The sequence below is a fragment of the Paenibacillus aquistagni genome, assembly GCF_900177815.1.
Lineage (GTDB): Bacteria > Bacillota > Bacilli > Paenibacillales > Paenibacillaceae > Paenibacillus_B > Paenibacillus_B aquistagni.
In genome coordinates, this window is record NZ_FXAZ01000006.1 from 129,854 (window position 1) to 149,641 (window position 19,788).

The window sequence follows — 19,788 nt, forward strand, 5'->3', positions numbered from 1 at the left end:
GAACTTGGAAGCAGCGATGATAACCAAACGATAAAGGAGGAATAGCCTATGATGGATATGAGGCAGCGTATCGTAAGGGAGCTATCAAGGATTGAGCAGGAGGAGCAGGTTCGCATTCTATATGCTTGTGAGTCTGGCAGCCGGGCATGGGGCTTTCCTTCTCAGAATAGCGATTATGATGTTCGATTTATATACGTTCGCAAGAAAGAAGACTACCTGTCTTTATTTGAAAAACGAGATGTCATTGAGCGGCCGATCAGCGACATGCTCGACATTAGCGGCTGGGATTTAAAGAAAGCCCTTCGCTTATACCGCAAGTCCAATCCGCCTCTGCTGGAGTGGCTGCAATCACCGATTGTTTATAAGGAGAAGCCTGGCGCGATTGATGAGCTGCGCAAGCAATCTGCCCATTCCTTTTCCCAGAGGGCTTGTATGTATCACTACCTGCATATGGCGAGAGGCAATTACCGGGAGTACCTGCAGGGGGATAAGGTGAGGATTAAAAAGTACTTTTATGTCCTTCGTCCGATTCTGGCCTGCCAATGGATCGAGGAAGCACAAACCACCCCGCCAATCGAATTCTCGGCATTGGTCGAGCGGTTGGTCGCGACAGACACGGAATTGTACAGGGACATCAACGGCCTGCTCGCTAGAAAGAAGGCAGGAGAAGAGCTAGATATTGAGCCTAGCCGCCCGGTTATCAACCACTTTATCGAAGAGAAGCTGGCTTATTATGAGGCTTTGGCTTCGAGAATACCAGCATCCACGGACAATCATGATGCCTTGTTGGATAGATGGTTTTTGGCAACGATCAACGGCAATACAGGATAGAGCATAAAGTTTCAGTTGCCGCTATCTATATATATTTATAGAGTCGGTGCGTCATCCAAGTGAGGATAAGCATCGACTTTATTCGTTGTTTAAGAGATACTATTGGGATATAAGGAATTTATTGTTATATAATTGGATAATAGAGGGGGATAGATAATGTGTGGTCAGAAATATCTAAAATAATCGGTGCTAATCCTGTGATGACCATCGTCATAACGATTATCGGGACATTTTCGATATGGATGTATAAAGAATTTAAAGAAATGATGACCCAAAAGAAAAAGGCGCGATTGGCTTCGATAGACGAGAAGATTAAAATAAACAACCAGTTATATGCCAGTGCAGCAGCGCTGACTCATGATTCAGACAATCGAGAGCTAAGGATTGCTTTTATGAATAAGATCGGGGAGTACAGCTCTCTTTTAAGTGAAGATGTGCAGTATGTTGCTAGAGATTATTGCAAGTATGGAGATGCACAATATTTAGGGTCTTTGATGGCTTTAGTAGAAGTGGACCTACACCGCTTCAATAAGGAAAGGAGACGGATAACAGAGGAAGAGGATTCTACGGATGTAATCAATTATGTCTTCAAGCTAGTTGATCCATTAAAGCCTCTTTTTGCAGCTTGGCTGTTTATAAGCTTTATGTTGCTTAGTATAACAAGTTATTATCTCCAACCTCTCTTTTATCATAAAGTCTTAGTGATTGTTACTTCAGCAACGGTTTTACTTAGCGCGATTCAAGCCTATGTGCTTATTTCATTAGCTATGGCTAAGCAGCTTGTACGACATCGGGCACAGAAGTGGCTTATTTTTATTTCCATTATGGGTGCGCCCATTCTGTCATTACTTCACTCTGCGCTAACCTTCCTTTCATTAGCTATCCAGATCACAGCTATAATCCTATTACTTCGATTGAATAATAAGAAGAAAAAAGGAATTATCACACTTGAGTAGGCAAGAGAAGAATAGAGGATGCATTGAAACTTCTTACATATTAGAAGCGTCTATATAAGATATACCAACATTTAACTTATAGGAGTGCGATCATATGAATATGCGAAAATGGTTCGTTGGCTTGAGCGTCGCAGCTATGGCGATATCAGCAGTATTGCCTGCCTATGCGGCAGAGTCGAAAACGGATTCGAATATAACTAGCTTCGAAGCGACATCCTTAGTGAAAAAAGACGGGACATTTTGGAACTGGGGAGACACCAAGCCTGTACCGACTCAGGTCGTGGCATTAACGGATGTGGAACGGATCATCAGCGACAACTTTATTCAAAAAAAGGACGGTACGGTCTGGTTTTATCAGCCTGTCTACAGTTGGAGTCCGAATAAAGAGAAGCTGTTCCAGCTTGAGGGTGTCCATGATTTGGTTCAAATCGTGGATGGAAGCTTGTCGCATGTAGCTGTGGACAAGGCAGGGCATCTGTACATCATCCAGACCAAGAATGCGGAGGAAGCGAGTGTTAAGCCGAGTGCTTTGCTGGATCAGGTGGCTGCTGTCAGTTATTACGATCAAACCATTCCCAGACTGGAGCCTCCATTCGAAGATTATAAGGTTGAAGGAAAGTGGCTGTTCCTCCGAGAGGATGGCACGGTCTGGCAGAATGAGGGCGGACAGCTGGACAAGGTGAAGCAGGTTCCTGGTCTGCCTAAGGTAACCATGCTAGTCAACGAGCTTGTGTTGGCAGCGGACGGAACGGTGTGGAGATTCCCTACACAGGTGGCTGCCGGACAATCGGCTGCTCCTGTCCAGTGGAAAGGCGTATCGAACATCCAACAGATCTACTACAATGGCGTGACCACGCTTGCGATTGATGCGAATGCCAAGCTGTGGTTTCTAGGTGGAACGGTAACAGGCATGTCGGATGGTACGCAGTATCATGAAGGGAACCCTGTACAGCTAAAGAGCATGGATAAAGTAAAGGATGCCTTTGTCGTGGAACGCAGCTTGATCGTTTGGACAACAGATAACAAGGTATACTTCACTTCTATTGAAAATAAACAGATGCCAGCACATCCGAAATTCGAGCTGCTTGCTTCAGATGTAGTGCAGATCGCTCCTTCCTATCGCCATTTCTTCATGGAAAAGAAGGACGGCTCCCTCTGGGGATGGGGTGTGAATAAGAATGCCGAGCTTGGCTACGGCGATTATGAATTCATGCACACGAAGCCGGTTCCGCTGCACAAGCCAATTACGGTGAGTTTGAATGGAGAGACGCCGCAACTATCCAGCGGAGCGATGCTTCGCAATGGGCAGGCATTCGTGCCTTTGCGCTCGATCTTCAGCAAGCTCGGCGCTGAGATCAGTTGGGATGCCAACACGAAGACGGCCACTGTGGTGCAGAAGAAGGATGGCAAGGACCGCTTGACGATCACAATTGACATGAAGACAGGTGCAACGAAGCTGGATGGCAAGCCAGTGGAGCTTCAGAGTGCACCGTTTAACATAGCGGGCACGGCTTATTTGCCGCTTCGCTTTATCAGCGAGACGCTGGGTGCGAAGGTCGATTGGCAGCAGGCCAATAACCTTATTTCGATTACGATGAAATAAGGTGTCGTTGTTATCCCCTTACTTCTCTTGATACACCTCACGATACACCGCTGGCGTAATTCGCTCAAATCGCTTAAACGTCTTGATGAAATAGCTAGGTTCGCTGAAGCCGAGCTCATTGCTGATTGCGGCAATCGGCATATCCGTCGTCTCTAAGAGCTGCTTGGCCCATTCCATCTTCAAGCGAGGGAGGAAGATGGAGAAGTTCTCTCCGGTTTCTTTTTTGAACATGCGGCTGAAGTAGCTCGGACTGACATGGCAGATGCTGGCCATCTCCTCAAGCTTGTGATTTTCATTTTTATGCGCATCAATATAGTCAAATGCTGGCTGAAGCATCGAATGCTTGGCGATTCTTCTTTGGCTGGTCATGTGATGCAGCTTGCTGTCAATCAGCGTGTTTTCAAGCTCCTTCTTCAACGTCTCCATCTGGCGGAAGGACTGGTCGATAAGCGACAACGAGCCGGCAAGGGGCTTGTCTACAGCAAGCGCCTGCTTGTACATATCGATGGTGGCATTTTTGTGAATTGCTTCCTCCACGATATAATTGCACAAATGATAGAGCATTTCCGAGATGGTCGTGATCTCCTCATAGGACAGTTCAGGAATAGCGGCATAATCATCTGTCAGATCCTGAACAGTCTGATCCGCAGCAGCATGAGGAGGGCGGGTTACGATCTGCTCAAGCTCGAGCAGCGGCTCTTTAAGCTTGACCTGTCCAGCCATAATGGCCCCAATATATTGATTCGAAACGATGATTGGAATCGCAATATCAATAATATTAAAGTGACATAAGTACAGATAAGGCTTATTCAGCCTCACTGCCTCAAGGCCGCCCCGAGCATCACATTTCTGGCAGTATTGCGATAAGACATCGTCTTTGCGCACGGCCTGGCAGAAGCTTTGGCACTTGCTGTGCTTGGTGACGGGAACACCCTTATAGTCGGTGGTGATGATTGCCATATTGGTGACGAGAGACAGAGAATCCTGCAGCTTCTGCCACTTTTCCAGATCGATAATCGTATCCAACTTCAAGTGCGCGCTCATGTATTATCCCCCTAATGATCGTTGCCGCCCCAGCTGTGTCAGGCCTAGATTCCAAGATGTTCAAGCTGTCCCTCAATGCTGCATGGCTTCGATATAACCTTTGGTTAATTATATCATAATCTGATAATCGAAGGACAAGATAGTACTATTCGAACGAGTAATGACAACATATTACGATCCGAAAGCGCTTTATCTAGCGCTCAACGTTCCATGACCTTTGTGCAAGGGCTTTCTATAATGGAGATATAACGACACAGAGGAGGACAATGAAATGAGAAGAGCATTTATTAGTCCATCGAAATACGTACAAGGTGAAAATGAGCTTTTGAACCTCGGATACTTTATTAAGACATTTGGCGATTCCGCCCTGTTGATTGCACATAAAGACGACGCAGCACGCGTAAAAGACAAGCTTGAACATACGATGAAGCAGTTCAATGTCACAATCGTTGAGAGCGGTTTCAATGGGGAGTGTTCTCGCATTGAAGTCGCAAGGCTGCAAGAGCTTGCGAAGCAGCATAACTGTGCCTGTACGATTGGCCTTGGCGGCGGCAAAGCTATTGATACGGCAAAATGCGTGGCGCAAGGCAATGCCTTGATCATTGTGCCGACCATTGCGGCAACGGATGCGCCAACCAGCCATTCTGCGGTATTGTATACGCCTGAAGGCGAATTCGACGACTATGCGTACTTCAAGCAAAGCCCTAGCGTCGTCATGATCGATACGACCGTCATCGCGAATGCGCCTACGCGCTTCTTGGTTGCAGGCATGGGCGATGCATTGTCGACCTACTTTGAAGCTCGCGCGACAGCCGCTTCCTACTCCAATGTCAACGCGGGAATTCCTTGCGGCAGACATGCAGGCGTTGGCGAACCGGCAAAAGGAACGAAGGCTGCGCTAGGCCTTGCCAAGCTATGCTATGAAACGCTGTTGGAAGACGGATTGAAGGCAAAGCTTGCTTGCGATGCGAATCTTGTGACGCCTGCGCTTGAGAATATTATCGAAACGAATATTCTACTTTCGGGATTAGGCTTCGAAAGCGCGGGTCTTGCAGCCGCTCATGCCATCCATGATGGTTTGACGGTGCTTGAAGGCACCCATCATTATTATCATGGGGAAAAAGTTGCGTTTACGACGATCGTGCAGCTCGTGCTAGAGAATGCAAGCAAGGAAGAAATGAACGAAGTGCTGGGCTTCTGCTTGTCTGTAGGACTGCCTGTATGCCTTGCAGATCTCGGCGTTACAGAGGTGACGAGAGAAGAGCTCTTCCAGGTTGCTGCTAAAGCCTGCATTCCAGAAGAATCGATTCATTCCATGCCGTTCCCGGTTAAAGAAGAAGACGTGGTGGCAGCGATTATCGTCGCCGACCAGATCGGGCGGCAATTCAAAGAGCAGCACTCCGCATAGGTTGAGAAGTACATGGCATTTCGCATCATTGATCTCTGTAATGAAAGGATGAGCACGATGAAAAAAATCATGAACAAGCCGGAAACCTTAGTAAGAGAAATGTGCAGAGGGCTTGTCCTGGCGCATCCAGAGCTTGAATTCAACAGCAAGTATAAGATCATGAAGAAAAAAGATATCAATCCGAACAAAGTAACTTTGATCAGCGGCGGCGGCAGCGGACATGAGCCTGCCCATGCGGGATTTGTTGGCAAGGGGATGCTTGATGCTGCGGTATGCGGAGATGTATTCGCATCCCCATCCCAGATTCAGGTGTATCAAGGCCTCAAGGCTTCGGCTAGTCAAAAAGGTACGCTGATGATCATTAAAAATTACAGCGGCGACATCATGAACTTCAAAAATGCGGCACATCTAGCCAGCGAAGATGGCCTGCTTGTTGACTATGTCAAAGTCGATGACGATATTGCAGTGGAGGACAGCCTGTATACGGTAGGCAGACGAGGCGTAGCAGGCACGGTGCTTATTCACAAGATCGCAGGCGCGGCGGCAGAGGAAGGCTTAGCGCTGGCAGAAGTAAAGGCTGTGGCGCAGAAGGCCATCGACAACACGAGAAGCATCGGCTTCGCCCTGACCTCCTGTACGGTTCCAGCCAAAGGCACGCCTACGTTTGAGCTTGGCGAAGATGAGCTTGAATACGGGGTCGGCATCCATGGCGAGCCAGGCATTCGCAGGGAGAAGATGGCTTCCGCTGATGAATTAGCGCACAAGATGGTGAGCGATCTCCTTCGCGACATGAATCTGCTGGTAGGCTCGACACAGGAGATTGCGCTGCTGATTAACGGCTTCGGCGGATCGCCTCTGCAGGAATTGTACCTGCTCGCGAATGCGGTAGTCGCAGCGCTTAAAGACAAGCCGGTGTCGATCGTCAAAGTATTCGTCGGCAACTACATGACGAGCATTGATATGGACGGCGCTTCCGTTACGATCATGAAGCTCGACGAGGAATTAAAGCATTACTTGTCAGCAAGCTGCGATACGCCCGCGCTTCAGGTGTCAGGTCCATTTCTGCCGCTTCCTGTGGAAGAAGGGATCGCAGAGGAAGCCGTAAGTCATAAAGTATCCTATCAGACGGAAACTGATCCTAAGCATGCGGTGATTTCCAATAACACCTTTACCCTCGATAATCTGATCTATCTTGTGGACAAGATGAGCGAGGTTATTATCGAAAATGAGGTGCCGTTCTGCGAGCTGGATTCACATGCTGGCGACGGGGACTTCGGTATGAGCGTGGCGAAAGGCTTTAGGCAATTGAAGCGCGAATGGGCAGAGATTACGGAGCATCATACATCCTCCATTGGGGACTTCCTGAATGCCTGCTCTCTAGTCATCATGGAGCATTGCGGCGGCGCTTCCGGCCCGATCTGGGGCTCTGCGTTCCGCGCGGCAAGCAAAGCCGCAGGCGATAAGATGATCGTAAGCGTCAGCGAATTCGCAAGCATGATGCAAGCCGTGGTCAAAGGCATCCAGGATACAGGCGAGCGCTCCTTCGGCAGAGGCGCTGTCGTTGGCGATAAGACGCTTGTCGATGCGCTGGCGCCATTTGCGGATCGCTGGGTGCAAAGTGCGACGGAAGGCGACGACATCAAGACGGCGGCTGCGAAGGCAGCGGAAGCAGCGGTGCAAGGCGCGAAGTACACCGAGACGATCGTGGCTAGAATGGGGCGCGCCGGCACGGTAGGCGAGCGCAGTCTTGGCTACCCGGATGCAGGTGCCTATGCCTTGGGTGTCATCTTTACGACGCTTGCCAAAGCGATGAAATAATTGCACATCTCCCTTTCCTATTCGTGTAATATAAAGCTGTAGCTCGGAGCATCTTCATGCTGCCGATAAAAATAGGAAGAAGGGAATGGCATAGGTATGGTTAAAGCAGTGGATCAAGCCTCCTAAAATGAGAAACTTTTATTTTGGGAGGTTGTAAGCAATGCGTTTTAATCCGATTGTTATCGATCAATGGAGTCGAAAACCTTATTTTGAGCATTACTTAAATCATGTCAGATGCACGTACAGCATGACTGCAAACCTTGATATCACGCTGCTTCTGGCAGAACTTAAGCATAAGGGAATCAAGCTGTATCCCGCATTCATCCACATGATCACTTCAGTGGTCAATCAACATGTGGAATTTCGTACATGCTTTGATGCTGAAGGAAGGCTGGGCTATTGGGACACCATGTCTCCGAGCTATACGATCTTTCATGATGAGGATAAGACTTTTTCTAGCATTTGGAGCTTGTACAGTGAACCATTTGAGAGGTTCTACAATCACTATCTGGACGATATGAAGCAGTATGGAAAGGTGAAGGGATTTGTCGCTAAACCTGACGAGCCGCCCAATACGTTCCCTATCTCTAGCATTCCATGGGTTAGCTTCACGGGCTTTAACCTGAATGTCCATAACGAGGGGACGTATTTACTGCCGATCTTTACGATCGGAAAGTATGTTCAGCAGGCCGACACCACTTTGCTGCCTTTGTCGGTACAATTCCATCATGCCGTTTGTGACGGATACCATGCTGGATTGCTGTATCATGAACTGCAATTGCGTGCAGATCATTGCAAGGAGTGGCTTGCAAGGGATTGATCATGGGCTCAATAGCCAATGCCTTTCACGTAGCTTTTTCTTATATCAACACTCTCTGACGTCGTCGTTGGGGAGTGTTTTTTATTCGGATATGTCATCCCCTTTCCATTCACCCATACATGAAAATGCAGTATGCTAAGATAGAATAGAATCAACGCTCAAAAATAATCAACATTCAACATACAATCGAGTAGTATGTATCTCGCTGTTACCAGGATTAATATGAGCCAGATCAGAGGTGTGTAGTGTGCGTGAAGCAAACGAAAAGAAGAAAGGAAGAGTAGCCGAGAATGTGGAAATGTCTGTTTCCATACAGCCTTTGGGTGATCGTGCGCTTGTTATCGATTGGGGTGGCGGCATTGCGGTGGACACGCACCAGCGCATCCGCGCTTTTTGCACATGGTTGAACAAAAGGCAGCGGCCTGAAGTCATCGAGATTATCCCCGCGTACACCACCGTTACGGTCATTTATGATCCAATGAAGATCATAGGGATGCAGGGCAGTTATCGATTAAGTTATCAATTAGATCAGGATATCGCTCATGCGCGCCTATCTCCCTATCAACATATGAAGAAGTGGATGGAAGAGCTCCTAATCAGCATGGAGCACATGGATGTCGGAGAATCGAGAGTTGTTGATATTCCTGTTTGCTATGGCGGCGAGTATGGACCTGATCTAGAGCTCGTTGCAGCGCATGCAGGCCTTTCAGTTGAAGAGGTCATCGACCTGCATCGCAACCAGGACTATCTTGTTCATATGGTAGGCTTTGCTCCGGGCTTCCCTTATCTAGGCGGCTTGTCTGAGCGGCTTGAGGTTCCAAGAAGGAGTACGCCAAGAGCAAGCATTGCGCCAGGATCTGTTGGGATCGGCGGCAAGCAGACGGGAGTCTATCCCATCTCCACACCTGGAGGGTGGAATCTAATCGGAAGAACACCGAGAAGGCTGTTTCGTCCCGAGTCTTTAACGCCCAGCTTGCTCCAGATGGGAGATATCGTTCGGTTTCGGCCTATAACGGTGGAACAATATGCAGAGTGGACAGAGGAGGAGCTATGAGCCTAACAATAATGAAGCCGGGACTGCTCACGACTGTGCAGGATCTTGGCAGAGATGGTTACCAGCAGCAGGGAGTCATTGTCAGCGGGGCGATGGATCGCTATGCGCTTCGAATGGCGAATCTGTTGACGGGCAACACTCAAGGAATGGCGGCCTTGGAAGTCACAATGTGGGGACCTGCGATTCAGTTCGAGCAAGCTTCTCTCGTTGCTATCTGCGGCGCTCCGTTTGAACCAAGAATAAACGGCAGGATCGTACCCTTGTGGAGACCTGTATGGGTGCGTGCTGGCGAGATTCTGGAATTCGGCGCTTGCTCTTCAGGGGCGCGTGCCTATTTGGCTGTGGCAGGGGGTGTGGATGTGCCGTTGGTGCTTGGAAGCCGCAGCACTTACTTGCGAGCGCAAATTGGAGGACATGAAGGCAGAGCCTTATTGGCGGGAGATGTTCTTCCAATCGGAGAACCTTCGAGTCTAGCGGCTTCTTATATGGCGAATATCGAGCCTGAGCTTACTGCAAGCCCTTTTACGGCAGCATCATGGTTTATCGGAGAGCTCAATCGTCCTGCTTATCATGAGGAGCCCCTTGTGCGATTTGTTCGGGGAAGAGAGTATCATCAATTTACAGAAGCGAGCAAAGAGGCATTCTCAAGCCATCGATTTCGGGTATCGTCCCAATCGGATCGAATGGGATACCGTTTGGAGGGGCCAGAAATCCAGATGGACAATCGAGTAGAGCTGCTGTCCAGTGCGGTTGTATTTGGAACGGTTCAGGTACCGCCACAAGGCAGTCCGATCATCCTGATGGCGGATCGTCAGACCGTCGGCGGTTACCCGCGGATTGCTCAAGTCGCCAGTGTGGACCTCCCAATCCTGGCACAGGTAAGACCAGGGGATTGGATACGGTTTGACGAAATCACACTGGAAGAAGCAGAGCAAATGTATACATTAGCGGAACAGTTAATGAGAAGACTGGAGTGTGCGATTGGATTGTATTTGAAGCAAGGAGGCTTGTAGACATTGATATCGGTGGACTTGAACTGCGATATGGGCGAAAGCTATGGAGTGTATGCTCTAGGGAATGACGATGCGATTCTTGATCTTGTCACGTCGGTAAATATTGCGTGCGGATATCATGCAGGCGATCCAAGAACGATGAGAAGAACGGTAGCAGGTGCGCTTGCGAAAAGGGTAGCCATTGGTGCGCATCCGGGTCTTCCTGATCTAGCAGGCTTCGGCAGACGCAATATGAGTATTACGCCTGATGAAGCTTACGAAATGACGGTATACCAGATCGGCGCGCTGGAAGCCTTTGTACGGGCAGAAGGGGGGCGCATGCACCACGTAAAGCCTCACGGGGCCTTGTACAATATGGCTGCTCAGCAGGACAAGCTGGCTGAAGCCATCGCTGAAGCGGTGTACAAGGTGAATCCTGAGCTTGTGCTCTATGGCTTATCGGGCAGCAAGCTGATTGCAGCTGGAGAGCGGGCAGGGCTTCGCACGGCGAGCGAAGTGTTTGCCGATCGCACCTATTGCCGGGACGGCAGCCTGACGCCAAGACAGGAGCCGGATGCCCTCATTCATGATCCCGCCACTGCGGCAGCGCAGATCATCCAGATGGTCAAGTCAGGTACGGTTATCTCCCGTGAGCAGATAGAGGTCAAGCTGAAGGCGGAGACGATATGCATCCATGGGGATGGCGAGCATGCGCTAGCATTCGCTCGTCAGATACGAGAGCTGCTGCAGACTGAAGGAATTCAACTCGCAGCCGGTTAACATATTGCTGCCTTGGAACAAACGAAGCCTGCAAATGAGCAGGGCTGCCTAAAAGGATTTTGAATCGATGAAGAATGATAGCCGCCCCTAAGGTATGTTTAACTTTGGGCGAGTTCAATACATAGATCACTTCATAATAACGATAGTTGTTTAAAATACGAAAAGACCGCTGTCCCTCGCACAATAAGATACGCCCGAGGAATAGCGGTCTTCCTTTTTAATGGATCGAAATGAATGTCAAGGCATGAAGATGTGAGAGCGATGCTTCATAATCAAGCGTCCGCATAAGGGGCATTCCAGATAGGCTGGCCTGTTGTGAATTATACAGCTTCATTCAGCTTGATATCGTTATAGGCATGAGCTAAGCGATGGAGCATCTGTATGCATGGCTTCTGCGCTGCCGTCTTGTTACCGTTACCGCAGCAACCGCCAAGCTGCCCGAAGGCGGGGACGCTTCAAATGCTTTTCGACATAACGATAGCTGGTTAATTCAACGCCAGCGTCCCGCATTGTGTAGGCAAGGTCCTCATCCATCAGCAGGCGATGCTCCCATACGCGCTTCTCCCAGCTTGGGATATGGGCCTGCATCCACGCGTCATCAGTACCAGGATGGAAATAGGTCTCGCTGATCCCTTCAGGCAGGCGATACAGCCTTGAGAGAATCCATGCTTTGAATGAATCATAGGTTTCTTGTTCCTGCACGTGATAGGGATGGGACAGCAGATAATCCGGAATAGGCACACCGAGGGTATCCGCCAAGGCAGAGGCTTTTCTCACGGGCTGCTCTAGATTCGGAATGGTGCTTAGCAGCGGATCGGTATGATCAATGTAGCGAAACAAGCGCGCAGGCAGCTTCCAGCGCCGCGCCTTCCACAGCATATGCGGGATATGACTGCGGCCTGCAGCGATGCCATACAGACTGCCCATATGGTTATCCACATGGCTTAGCCGCATCCCATGCTTCAGGGCACGCTCGTACTGGGCCTCCATTTCCTTTACCACCGCTTGAGTCGCAGCCTTCCGTTCGAATTGCTCCACATTCTCATGCAGATATCCCTGCTCATCGTGAAGGGAAGGATGCTCTGTTATGCTTTTCCAGCGCAGATGAAGCGCTTCGCTGTTAAAGGTCAGATGCAGCCCGACATTCGGCTGCCTGCGCTTGGCGCACCACTGAGCGGCCTCCTCGAATCCTGGAGCTGGCACCATGATCGTGGCAGAGGAGACCTTATTCTCCTCAAGCAGCTGCATAATGGCTTGATTGGCCGCCTTGCTTTGGCCAAAGTCGTCGCAGTTAATAATAAGTCCTTTTCTAATCGTCATGGAAGACGCTCACCTCCATCGGGCTTTTGAAAATGGAATCGATCCGCATAGGACAGCAGAAAAGAAATCAACAACAAGCAGAAGGGAACGACACTCATGAGTATTCGGAACGTCCATTCTGGATAAGGGCCGGGCTCGTCGCCGCTGACATAGCCAAACAGCATGCCGACGACAAAGAAGGCTAGGGCGGAGATCAGGCCACTGGAGCGGGTAATGAATCCGCCAACCGCCGTGTAGATGCCCTCTCTTCGCTGTCCTGTGAGCATCGCATCCTCGTCAATAATGCTCCCGTTAAGAACAGGAGGCGTGACAAGGAAGCCGGCAAGCCCGAAGCCAACGCAGATGCCAGCTATAATGCCGCTGATGAGGTCATGCCCGAACCAGAGCGGAACCACCGACAGTCCATAGACGGCAAGCGACAGCCGCCAAGCGCTCACCCCCTGCAGCCGGCGAATGATCGGATACCATACGAACACTAACGGAATGACCGATACGAATACGGATGCGAGCAGGATCGATACCGCTTCCTCTGATAGGTGCAGCACATATTTGGCATAGAACGGGATGATGGAGCTGATGAGCCCATTTACCGTTTGGGCAAAGGAGTTGGATAGGTTGAAGATCCAGAATTTTTTGTTTTTGAGCGTGACTCGAAAAGCTTCGCCCAGCTTAAGCGATTCTCCTTCATGCTGATGCTCTTGTTCTCGAACGGCGAGCGTGGAGAGGAGCATGCACAGGCCGAACAGCAGGGCGAAGATAATCGCCATCCATGTGAAGCCGTACCAGCTGACAAGCAGTGGCGCAAGCACGGAAGCAAGCAGCAGAGCGGCCATTTGATAGGACTGCTGAATCGCGGATGCCTTTGCACGAATGCGATTGCCCCGATACAGCTCGGGGAATAAAGCGCCGTAATTCACCCACAGCACGGTTGCCACAGCCTCAAAGGCAAGCAGTGACAGGAGGAACCAGGTAAACAACCCCTGCTGAGACATTGCAGAGGGAGGGGAAAATACAAGGACCAGAGCAATCATAAACAGCGGGATCGCGCCAAATATCCAAGGCCTCCGTCTGCCATATCGTGACTTGGTGGAGTCCGACCAATACCCAAACAGCGGATTGTTGACCGCGTCCCAGATCAAGAACAGCGTGCGGGCAAGCGTAGCAAGACCAATGCCGAGCCCCAGCTTTTCCACATAATAATAGCTGTAGAATGTGCTGAATGCTTGACTCGGCACCATCATGGCAAACATTCCAAGCGAATAGCTGTAAGGCGAGTTGATCCAGCTCCGCTTCATGACGGATTCCTCCCTGATAAGCTCAAATGGGCTGTGCGTGAACGAGATTGAAGCCAGAATGCTTGCCTGAAAGTAAAGCAGGCAGCAGGCTGATTACTCTACTTTATTAGTTTGAATATGAAATCATGTGAGTTCGCTCTTGATTTACGAATGAACAAAGAGGAGGCAACAAAACAGATCGATTGAACGTCTTACATGCAAAGGAGGGGTTCGATGAAACGAGTCGGATTCTTGTTAGGAATCGTGTTGGTGGTGTTGATGCTGAGCGCATGCGGTTCAGTTGACAAGCTTATGGGCCCGCCTCAGCCGAAGATTGTGGCGAATGGGAAGGCCGTTACGTTCTATCAGAGCTCTTATTGCTGGGGAAGCACCTGCGCCGACTATGCAGGGCCCGAAATCATGCTGAAGGATAAAGAAGCGGAGCAAGTAGCCGCGAACGCTACGATTACGGTTGATTTTAAAGGCAAGGAGCCTACTGAATTAAGTCTATCTATCTTTCGAGAAGGAATCCCTTCAGAAGTGGAGATTGTAGACAACTCCTTTAAGGCGCCTGAAGCTGAAGGAATCTACTACTATGGCCTCTCGGCAGCATGGCTGCGGAATAAAGAGACACGGATTACAGAAGGAAGCTCCAGCTATGTGTTCGCGCTTGAAGTAAAGGGCACTGAGCAGTAACAAAGAAGTTAATCTGAATAACTAGATGTGACAAAACATAATTTGGACAATGTTGAAGTTGACGCTTGGGCCAAAGCAGCGAAGTTAGCATGGGAAACTGGAGGAGGTGATTCATTAATGAAGAATCGAAAAGGTATCATTACAGCCCTCGTAATTCTTGCAGCATTTGCCTTAATAGGTACACCTTTATTAAATGAGTCTCCAGAAACATATTTAATTTCTGTGGTCATTAGCGTTTTAATGGTCTTGTTAGCCTTATACTTGAGAAAAAGGATAAAAAACAAATTACTTTATGGACATATAGCAGCGGCACTGCTACTTATCTTCTTGTGGTATATGAATCATTTTACAAACACGAATGTATCCTATTTAGCTGTGGTAATACTCGTATTATTTATCTGGATGTTTTACTTCTTAAGCAAAAAAAATGATGATCGGTGAATGATGTACAATGATTATCAATTTAACCCCATACAGAGTAAGGTTTGTTCTGAATGATTAGCTGGGAAAGTTGAGTGTATATTCAAAATAGTCCACCTTCTTTCTTATACATAGCTGGCTTTGACCCATCGTCGAGGTCGGCTTTTTTATGCTTATCAGCGCTATTCTATTAACTCCAACTCTCTCCATAGAGAGACGAATCTCATTTTTGATATAATAGACAGAACAGACTTGATAAGCAGGGTAAGCAATAGCTAGCACTAGCACATTCGTTTGGTGCTCTATGCGTGAATGCTAGTGTTGTCAAAAAGATTAAATAGATCAAAGAGAAGTAGTTCTATGGAAAAATGATCGGTGTTCACGATTGTTCGAACCGTTAAATTTAGAGCTTCAACGTATGTATCAAAGATCGGGATCAAGCCGCGTAGAAGATAACAAAGAAAGGGGCGGGCTTCAATGAAAATCTTCCATACAGCCGACTGGCACCTCGGCAAACTGGTTCAGGGCGTGTATTTGACGGAGGATCAGGAATATGTGCTAGAGCAATTCATGCAAGACATCGAGCAGGAGCGTCCGGATGTCGTTGTCTTGGCTGGGGACCTGTACGACCGCGCAGTCCCGCCGACGGAGGCCGTTCAACTGCTGGACCGGATTCTCGTTCGCATGGTCATGGAAATAGGAGTTCCGGTTGTAGCGGTGGCAGGCAACCATGACAGCCCAAGCCGATTGGACTTTGGGAGCAGCTTGATGCGAGCAGCAGGACTGCATATTGCCGGGGAAATGAACTCGCCTTGCGATACGGTCGTGCTAAGCGATGAGCACGGAGAGGTGCATTTTCACCTCGTACCGTACGCCGAACCTGGCAAGGTGCGCCATGTGCTGCAGGACGAGGAGATCCGTACGCATGATGATGCGATGCGCAAGATTACGGAGCAGATACGAAGCACGATGGATCCACAGGCTAGGCATGTGCTCGTAGGACATGCCTTCGTAACGCCAACGGGAGAACCGGAGCAGAATACGAGCGATTCTGAGCGCCCGCTGTCCATCGGGGGAGCGGAGCATGTAAGCGCTAGGCACTTCGCTGGCTTCCATTATACGGCGCTCGGTCATCTTCATCAGTCGCATCATGTTGCGGATGAGACGATTCGTTATGCAGGTTCGCCGCTTAAGTACTCCATTTCGGAAGAGAATCATCGAAAAGGCTATCTGGTTGTGGAACTCGATGCTGAAGGGAAGGCAACTGTCCAGAAAAGGGAGCTCAAGCCGCGTCGAGATATGCGAAGAGTAGAGGGGTATATGGCAGATATTGAACGGCAGGAGATTAATGAAGACTACGTCTTTGTGCGATTGCTGGATGAAGCTGCGGTGCTGTCGCCGATGGAGCGCATCCGTACGGTGTATCCGAACGCGATGCATGTGGAGCGGAAGCTGTCAGTCATAGAGAACTACGGAGAAGCGGGCACGTCGGAGAGCCGAGCGAAGATGGATGACCTCTCGCTGTTCCGTGCTTTTTATAAAGAAGTTCGAGGGAAAGAGCTGTCGGAGGATACGGAAGAGCTGTTCGTGAGGGTGCTGCACGATGTTCACGCAAAGGAGGGAGAGCGACTTGAGACCGCTAAAGCTTAAGATGACAGCCTTCGGGCCTTATAAGGACGAGGAGACGATTGATTTTACGGAGCTTAAAGACAATCGACTCTTTGTTGTGTCTGGGCAGACGGGAGCGGGCAAGACGTCGATCTTTGACGCAATCAGCTTTGCCCTGTACGGAGAAGCAAGCGGCGAGGATCGCAATGACAGCAAGCTGCTGCGAAGCCATTTTGCGGATGACCAGGTGCATACGTCCGTTGATTTTGAATTTCAGCTAAAAGGGCGCATATACCGCGTATTCCGGCAGATTGCTCATGTGAAGGCAGGCAACAAGGTCGCGACAGGCGAGCGCTATGAGCTCTACGAGCAGGTGGATGGCAGCGAGGTGCCGCTTACCGATCGCTTCATTGTGACTCAGGTTAATGATAAGATTCGCGAATTAATCGGGCTAACGAAAGAGCAGTTCAGCCAGATTGTCATGCTGCCTCAAGGCGAATTCCGCAAGCTCTTGACCTCGGAGACAGAGAACAAGGAGGAAATTCTGCGTCGTCTGTTCAAGACAGGGCTGTATAAGGTTGTAGCCGATGTCTTGAATGAGCAGCGCAAGGAGAAGCAGCAGGTTTGCTCCAAGCTGTTTGACATTCGGGGCTATCAGCTGCAGCAGGTGCAAGAAGAACTTGGCACGCGCGAGGGCTCTGTGCTGCAGCAGGTATTCGCGCAGGAGCAATACAATGCCTATCAGGTTATGGAGGCATTGGCCAAGGAGCTTGCATATACCGACCAGCTGCTGCATCGGCAGCAGGAGCTGCGTGAACAGGAGCTTGCCAAGCTGCAGCAGATTACGACGGCTTATCACGAGGCACGGAGCTTGAACGAGCAGTTTGATCAGCTGGAGCAGCACAAGGCCGAAGCGGCGAGGCTGCTTGCCGAGCGTCCGGTGCTGGAGGAGCAGGCGGGGCTGCTTGCTCAAGCCGAGAAGGCAGTCACGATTCAGGTCCACGAGGAGCATGCGGAGAAGCAGGCGCAGGAGCTCAAGAGAAAGCGCGAGCAGTGGAAGGCTGCAGGGCGTGAGCATGAGCTCGCGAGTACGGCCCTGCAAGCGGCGGATCAGCAGTACAAGCAGGAGGAGGCCTTGCAGGAGCGCCGCGATCAGGCGCTCAAGGATCATGATCGCCTCCAAGGCTATGTGCCGCTAGTGAAGGAGCTTGCCGCCAAAGAGCAGCAGGTGGAGAAGCTGCAGCGTGAGGCAGCAGCTCAGCTCAAGAGTCAAGAGGCGGCGTCCGCCAAGCTTCAAGCGCTTGAAGAGAAGCGTGCGCAGCTTGCTGCACATGTTCGCGAGCTGGAAGCCCGTGTCGCTGTGCTGCCCGAGAAGACGGAGCGGCTCGGCTTGCTTCGCCAGCAGGCGCAGAGCATGAAGCAGTATTTGCGGCTGCAGGAGGCGCGCGCGACCCTCGCCGAGCAGGAGGAGAAGCTCCAAGCGGCATATCGGCAGCTGGAGCAAGAGCTTGTCCGCCTCGAGGAGCAATGGATCGAGGGGCAAGCTGGCCTGCTTGCAAGCCATCTTCATGACGGGCAGGCTTGTCCGGTATGCGGCAGCAGCGAGCATCCGAGGAAGGCGGAGCTGCAGGATGAGCTTCCGACGAAGGAGGCGCTTGATCAGCTGCGCAAGCAGAAGTCGGCAGCGGAGAAGGCCCATCTTGAGCTCGCGGCGGAGCTGCGCTCGAATGCAGCACAGCAGCAGGAGCGAGAAGCCGAGCTGCTCGATTATGGCTTCGAGCTGGAGCGCTGTGCGGAGCGCTTCGTCGAGCTTGTTGCCGAAGGCAAGGAGCTGAACGAAGACGAAGCGAAGCTGAAGCAGGAGGCGGCAAGCTTAGCGCCGCTGAAGGAAGAGCTTGTTCGGCTTGAGCGCGAGTGCGAGGTGCTGCGCAAGCAGAAGGAGCTGGCGAATGCAGCGCTGCTGGAGACGAACGAAGCCTTTGCCGCGGCTAAGGCTCGTTATGAGCAAGCTGTGTCGACGGTGCCTATGGAGCTTCGCGGTCTTGAGCGGCTGGAGCAGGAGCTGCGGGCATCTGAGCAGCTGAAGGCTAAGCTTGAGGCGGATTGGAAGCAAGCGCAGGAGAATTATCGCAAGGCGAATGAACGGATGATTGAGGCGTCAGCCAGCCTGCGCAGCAGCGAGACGCAGGCGACAGAAGCCGAGCAGCAGCTTGCAGAGGTGCAGGAACGCTACCAAGTGGCACTGCGCGAGGGCGGCTTCGGCACGGAGGAAGCGTATCGAAGCGCGAAGCTGTCTACAACAGAGCGTGAGCAGCTGAAGGCGCGCCTTGAGCAATACCGCACTGCCTGTGCTGCGGTCGAGAAGCGAGTGGAGGAATTGACACAGAGGCTTCACGGCAAGGAAAGGCAAGAGCTAAGCCAGCTGTTCCTGCAATTAGAAGAGCAGGAGCGTATCGTAGAGAAGCAGCGGGAAGCGAGCCTTGAGGCGGAAGGAAGATACAAGAAGGGCCTTAAGCTTCAGGCTGAGCTTGAGCGAATCGAACAGGATTGGCAGCAAGCGGAGCGTGAATATGCACAGGTGAAGGATCTCTACGATGTTGTGCGGGGCGAGAACGAGAAGAAGATTTCCTTTGAGCGCTTCCTGCAAATCGAGTTCCTAGAGCAGATCATTCATGCCGCGAATGAGCGCCTGCATAAGATGTCCGGCGGCCAATTCTATCTCGTGCGAAGCGATCGCATGGAGAAGCGGGGGCGCCAGAGTGGACTCGGATTTGATGTCTACGACAATTATACGGGGCAGTTCCGTGATGTAAAGACCTTGTCCGGCGGGGAGAAATTCAATGCCTCTTTATGCCTCGCACTCGGAATGGCGGATGTCATTCAAGCCTATGAGGGCGGCATCTCCTTAGAAACGATGTTTATCGATGAAGGCTTTGGCTCCTTGGATGAGGAATCGCTCAACAAGGCCATCGACACGCTGATTGATCTTCAGCAGACAGGACGCATGATCGGCGTTATTTCCCACGTACAAGAGCTGAAGGCCGCCATACCTGCGGTGCTTGAGGTGAAAAAGACGAAGGAAGGCTGCAGCTATACGCGCTTCCATGTGAGTTAGCGAGTAAAGAGCTTGTACTAGGATCGATGATATAGCTATACACGATTTC

16 protein-coding genes are annotated in these 19,788 nt (G+C 50.6%); 13 read left to right on the top strand and 3 right to left on the bottom strand.

Features of this window, described 5'->3' with window-relative positions; all coding sequences use genetic code 11:
• The first annotated feature begins 48 nt into the window (after positions 1–48).
• The 3 genes from B9Y93_RS19065 (at position 49) to B9Y93_RS19075 (ending at position 3,390) form a co-directional block, all read left to right on the top strand.
• Entirely contained in the window at positions 49–831 is a 783-nt protein-coding gene (locus tag B9Y93_RS19065; protein WP_085497097.1) for a nucleotidyltransferase domain-containing protein, read from the top strand.
• Positions 832–989: 158 nt separating this feature from the next.
• A complete protein-coding gene (locus B9Y93_RS19070; protein WP_085497099.1) occupies positions 990–1,787 on the top strand; it encodes a hypothetical protein in 798 nt (265 codons plus the stop codon).
• 94 nt (positions 1,788–1,881) lie between these two features.
• A complete protein-coding gene (locus tag B9Y93_RS19075; protein ID WP_085497101.1) occupies positions 1,882–3,390 on the top strand; it encodes a stalk domain-containing protein in 1,509 nt (502 codons plus the stop codon).
• Between the two features lie 18 nt (positions 3,391–3,408).
• Here the strand turns inward: B9Y93_RS19075 and B9Y93_RS19080 are convergent, their stop codons facing one another.
• Positions 3,409–4,434 carry a PocR ligand-binding domain-containing protein gene (locus tag B9Y93_RS19080; protein WP_085497104.1) on the bottom strand — a complete coding sequence of 342 codons (1,026 nt, stop codon included), beginning with the start codon at positions 4,432–4,434 and terminating at the stop codon, positions 3,409–3,411.
• A gap of 271 nt (positions 4,435–4,705) precedes the next feature.
• On the opposite strand from B9Y93_RS19080, the gene B9Y93_RS19085 reads away from it, so the two are divergent.
• From B9Y93_RS19085 to B9Y93_RS19110, 6 genes are all read left to right on the top strand, one after another.
• Positions 4,706–5,842 (top strand): glycerol dehydrogenase, encoded by a 1,137-nt coding sequence (locus B9Y93_RS19085; RefSeq protein ID WP_085497107.1) that lies wholly within the window; start codon positions 4,706–4,708, stop codon positions 5,840–5,842.
• A 57-nt stretch (positions 5,843–5,899) separates the two neighbouring features.
• Positions 5,900–7,660, top strand: a complete 1,761-nt coding sequence (gene dhaK / locus B9Y93_RS19090) for a dihydroxyacetone kinase subunit DhaK (protein ID WP_085497417.1) — start codon at positions 5,900–5,902, stop codon at positions 7,658–7,660.
• 160 nt (positions 7,661–7,820) lie between these two features.
• Positions 7,821–8,480 (top strand): type A chloramphenicol O-acetyltransferase, encoded by a 660-nt coding sequence (gene catA / locus B9Y93_RS19095; protein WP_085497110.1) that lies wholly within the window; start codon positions 7,821–7,823, stop codon positions 8,478–8,480.
• 247 nt (positions 8,481–8,727) lie between these two features.
• Positions 8,728–9,534, top strand: a complete 807-nt coding sequence (gene pxpB, locus B9Y93_RS19100; protein ID WP_342351866.1) for a 5-oxoprolinase subunit PxpB — start codon at positions 8,728–8,730, stop codon at positions 9,532–9,534.
• The gene (locus B9Y93_RS19105) at positions 9,531–10,547 is read left to right on the top strand and encodes a 5-oxoprolinase subunit C family protein (protein WP_085497112.1); all 1,017 of its coding nucleotides are present in this window, start codon (positions 9,531–9,533) and stop codon (positions 10,545–10,547) included. The genes pxpB and B9Y93_RS19105 overlap by 4 nt, the downstream gene beginning before the upstream one ends.
• Positions 10,548–10,550: 3 nt before the next feature.
• The gene (locus B9Y93_RS19110; RefSeq protein WP_085497114.1) at positions 10,551–11,306 is read left to right on the top strand and encodes a LamB/YcsF family protein; all 756 of its coding nucleotides are present in this window, start codon (positions 10,551–10,553) and stop codon (positions 11,304–11,306) included.
• A gap of 414 nt (positions 11,307–11,720) precedes the next feature.
• Here the strand turns inward: B9Y93_RS19110 and B9Y93_RS19115 are convergent, their stop codons facing one another.
• Both B9Y93_RS19115 and B9Y93_RS19120 read right to left on the bottom strand, forming a co-directional pair.
• Positions 11,721–12,626, bottom strand: coding sequence for a polysaccharide deacetylase family protein (locus B9Y93_RS19115; protein WP_085497116.1), 906 nt, complete (start codon positions 12,624–12,626; stop codon positions 11,721–11,723).
• Positions 12,623–13,921, bottom strand: a complete 1,299-nt coding sequence (locus B9Y93_RS19120) for an MFS transporter (protein WP_085497117.1) — start codon at positions 13,919–13,921, stop codon at positions 12,623–12,625. Before B9Y93_RS19120 ends, B9Y93_RS19115 begins: the two co-directional genes overlap by 4 nt.
• Positions 13,922–14,134: 213 nt before the next feature.
• On the opposite strand from B9Y93_RS19120, the gene B9Y93_RS19125 reads away from it, so the two are divergent.
• From B9Y93_RS19125 to B9Y93_RS19140, 4 genes are all read left to right on the top strand, one after another.
• Complete coding sequence (locus B9Y93_RS19125; RefSeq protein ID WP_085497119.1) at positions 14,135–14,596, top strand: hypothetical protein; 462 nt, start codon at positions 14,135–14,137, stop codon at positions 14,594–14,596.
• A 117-nt stretch (positions 14,597–14,713) separates the two neighbouring features.
• On the top strand, positions 14,714–15,037 hold the full coding sequence (locus tag B9Y93_RS19130) for a hypothetical protein (RefSeq protein ID WP_085497121.1): 324 nt from the start codon (positions 14,714–14,716) through the stop codon (positions 15,035–15,037).
• 456 nt (positions 15,038–15,493) lie between these two features.
• Positions 15,494–16,666, top strand: coding sequence for an exonuclease SbcCD subunit D (locus B9Y93_RS19135; protein ID WP_085497123.1), 1,173 nt, complete (start codon positions 15,494–15,496; stop codon positions 16,664–16,666).
• On the top strand, positions 16,647–19,739 hold the full coding sequence (locus B9Y93_RS19140; RefSeq protein WP_085497125.1) for an AAA family ATPase: 3,093 nt from the start codon (positions 16,647–16,649) through the stop codon (positions 19,737–19,739). The genes B9Y93_RS19135 and B9Y93_RS19140 overlap by 20 nt, the downstream gene beginning before the upstream one ends.
• Positions 19,740–19,788: the final 49 nt, after the last annotated feature.

Coding starts and splice junctions, on each gene's coding strand:
- B9Y93_RS19080 (WP_085497104.1), bottom strand. CDS start 4,434: ATGAGCGCGCACTTGAAGTTGGATACGATTATCGATCTGGAAAAGTGG.
- dhaK (WP_085497417.1), top strand. CDS start 5,900: ATGAAAAAAATCATGAACAAGCCGGAAACCTTAGTAAGAGAAATGTGC.
- B9Y93_RS19085 (WP_085497107.1), top strand. CDS start 4,706: ATGAGAAGAGCATTTATTAGTCCATCGAAATACGTACAAGGTGAAAAT.
- B9Y93_RS19065 (WP_085497097.1), top strand. CDS start 49: ATGATGGATATGAGGCAGCGTATCGTAAGGGAGCTATCAAGGATTGAG.
- B9Y93_RS19130 (WP_085497121.1), top strand. CDS start 14,714: ATGAAGAATCGAAAAGGTATCATTACAGCCCTCGTAATTCTTGCAGCA.
- B9Y93_RS19075 (WP_085497101.1), top strand. CDS start 1,882: ATGAATATGCGAAAATGGTTCGTTGGCTTGAGCGTCGCAGCTATGGCG.
- B9Y93_RS19135 (WP_085497123.1), top strand. CDS start 15,494: ATGAAAATCTTCCATACAGCCGACTGGCACCTCGGCAAACTGGTTCAG.
- catA (WP_085497110.1), top strand. CDS start 7,821: ATGCGTTTTAATCCGATTGTTATCGATCAATGGAGTCGAAAACCTTAT.
- B9Y93_RS19125 (WP_085497119.1), top strand. CDS start 14,135: ATGAAACGAGTCGGATTCTTGTTAGGAATCGTGTTGGTGGTGTTGATG.
- B9Y93_RS19105 (WP_085497112.1), top strand. CDS start 9,531: ATGAGCCTAACAATAATGAAGCCGGGACTGCTCACGACTGTGCAGGAT.
- B9Y93_RS19115 (WP_085497116.1), bottom strand. CDS start 12,626: ATGACGATTAGAAAAGGACTTATTATTAACTGCGACGACTTTGGCCAA.
- B9Y93_RS19120 (WP_085497117.1), bottom strand. CDS start 13,921: ATGAAGCGGAGCTGGATCAACTCGCCTTACAGCTATTCGCTTGGAATG.